Source organism: Ferroglobus sp. (assembly GCF_015521575.1).
In the GTDB taxonomy this organism is placed as follows: Archaea; Halobacteriota; Archaeoglobi; order Archaeoglobales; family Archaeoglobaceae; genus Ferroglobus.
In genome coordinates, this window is record NZ_WANY01000018.1 from 1 (window position 1) to 2,206 (window position 2,206).

The 2,206-nt window shown below is 44.2% G+C and carries 3 protein-coding genes and 1 pseudogene; 3 read left to right on the forward strand and 1 reads right to left on the reverse strand.

Features of this window, described 5'->3' with window-relative positions; all coding sequences use genetic code 11:
- The coding region (locus F7C14_RS00765) for an AMP-binding protein (RefSeq protein ID WP_290898663.1) at positions 1–1,142 on the reverse strand (1,142 nt) is incomplete at its 3' end.
- Positions 1,143–1,265: 123 nt separating this feature from the next.
- Between F7C14_RS00765 and F7C14_RS00770 the strand changes: the two genes are divergently transcribed.
- From F7C14_RS00770 to F7C14_RS00780, 3 genes and pseudogenes are all read left to right on the forward strand, one after another.
- Positions 1,266–1,697: a hypothetical protein gene (locus tag F7C14_RS00770; RefSeq protein ID WP_290898670.1), complete on the forward strand. Its 432-nt coding sequence runs from the start codon at positions 1,266–1,268 to the stop codon at positions 1,695–1,697.
- Between the two features lie 34 nt (positions 1,698–1,731).
- Positions 1,732–1,977: an SHOCT domain-containing protein gene (locus tag F7C14_RS00775; protein WP_290898675.1), complete on the forward strand. Its 246-nt coding sequence runs from the start codon at positions 1,732–1,734 to the stop codon at positions 1,975–1,977.
- 39 nt (positions 1,978–2,016) lie between these two features.
- A pseudogene (locus F7C14_RS00780) lies at positions 2,017–2,206 on the forward strand (hypothetical protein); the annotation flags it as partial.

A 2,206-nucleotide genomic window follows, 5' to 3' on the forward strand; every position in this document is an offset into this window, starting at 1 on the left:
AGCATTCTCACGAGGGTTGGGACGGTGTAAAAGACTGTAACTCCGTAATTCTCTATCAACTCGAAGGTTCTGCATATGTTAGGGTAGTCCGGAGCTCCCTCGTAGAGAAGAACCGTAGCACCCAAAGAAAGCGGGCCATAAACAGAGTAGCTGTGCCCCGTAATCCAGCCCAGGTCTGCTGTGCAGAAGAGAACGTCCTCATCCTTCAAGTCGAGGACTATTTTGCTCGTCGCATAGACGTGAACGAGGTAACCTCCGGTGGAGTGAATGATTCCTTTAGGCTCAGCAACGCTTCCGGAGGTGTAGATTATGAAGAGGGGGTCGTTAGCATCAGTTATTTCACATTCAGACTTAGCCTTCTCCTTTCTTACGAGTTCAGCATAGTCGTGATCCCTCCCCTCTTTCATGTCAATTTCGTTTCCAGCCCTCTTAACGACTACGACATTTTCCACTCCTTTGTACTCCTCAAGAGCCTCGTCAGCTTTTTCCTTTAAGTTTATCAGTCTTCCCCTTCTGTAGTAGCCGTCAGCTGTTATGAGAAGTTTGACTCCAGAATCCTTCATTCTGAAAGCCGCAGATTTCGGAGAAAAGCCCGCGAATATGAAAACGTGAGTTGCACCTATCCTTGCGGCAGCGAGCATTGAAATCACGGCTTCTGGCAGATTCGGCATGTATATTCCTATTTTATCCCCCTTTTTCACACCAAGGTTTTTCAGAGCGTTAGATAACTTGCCAACTTCCCTATAAAGGTCAAAGTACGTTAGAACTCTGTTTTCTCCTTTTTCTCCTTCCCAAATTATAGCAGCTTTGTTCCTCTTCTTTTTTAAGTGCCTGTCAACGCAGTTGTAGCTTGCGTTTATTTTTCCGCTAACGAAAAATCTGTAATACGGGGCTTTCGAGTCGTCGAAAAATTTTTCCCAAGGTTCGAACCAGTGCAACTCTCTGGCGAAGCTTTCCCAGTAATCTATCCAGTTCTCCTTAGCTTTTGAGTATATGGCTGGATCCTTAACGTTCGCTTTCTCGACAAAATCTTCTGGAGGGTATATGCTCTTCATTATAGATGAAATTAATCTTTTAGCGTATTTAGAGTTAACGAATTTTGGCAGAGTTTTCAAAACTCTACTCTGCTTACCTAAAATCACTGCGTGAAACGTTATGAAGCTTTTTGAAACGTTCTAAAGCATTTTATAACTCGTATTTATTTCGTTTTTTCCCCCAACATCTATTGCCCCTCAGTTCTTACTTTCAATCAGAGGTGATGTGAGATGAAAAGAAGTTTGGTGTTTGGTGTGTTGCTCGGGCTGGTGGCTCTGACAGCATACGCCTCAGCCCACATGATGGGCTACGGCATGCCCGGAATGATGGGCTATGGCATGGGAAATATGTACGGAGAGGATATGATGAACTACTATAACACAGATGAAGCACAGACGGAAGTGAGCGGGAAAGTGGTGGCAGTATATCCCATGGCAGTAGTACTTGAAGATGGTAAGTACATCAGAGTTCCTTGGTGGGTTGCCGCAAATCTAGGCTTAAAGCCGGGAGATGACGTGAAGGCTAAAGGATTTAGCTACGGAAACGTGATAGTCCCAACGTACATAGAAGCGAACGGTAAAACGTTCCAAAGTCCAGTCTACTACCAGAATCCAGGGTACGGTTATTACTCCGGCTACCACTGCCCCATGATGGGATGGTGATACAATCCTCTCCAATTTTTTTGGAGGTTGTAACATGATGGGCTACGGTATGCCCGGAATGATGGGAAACAACTTCGGAGGATGGTACTTCAGCAGCTTCCTCTGGCAGATAATCTGGCTCGCGATAATAGTGGCTGTGATCTACATTCTGATAAATTCGTTAAGCTCCGGAAAGAAGAGCGAGGATAGATCCCTCCAAATCCTGAAAGAGAGACTTGCAAGAGGAGAGATCACTCAGGAAGAATACATCAAGTTGAAAGACGCTCTATCGAGAAGTTAGCCTCGTAACCTTTTTATACATTTATTGTAAAATAAGTTCGTGAAAGGGAGAAGACCTCTACCAATCTTTGCGATGATTCTCATACTTTTCGGAGTAGCTACGATCTTCCTTGGAGTCGACGAATATGAAAAATCTCCGATAAAATTCTACAGCCTTGAAGAAGGATTTAAAGTTGCGAAAAAAGAGGACAAGCCTGTTTTGGTTTACATTCACTCCGATACTTGCTACG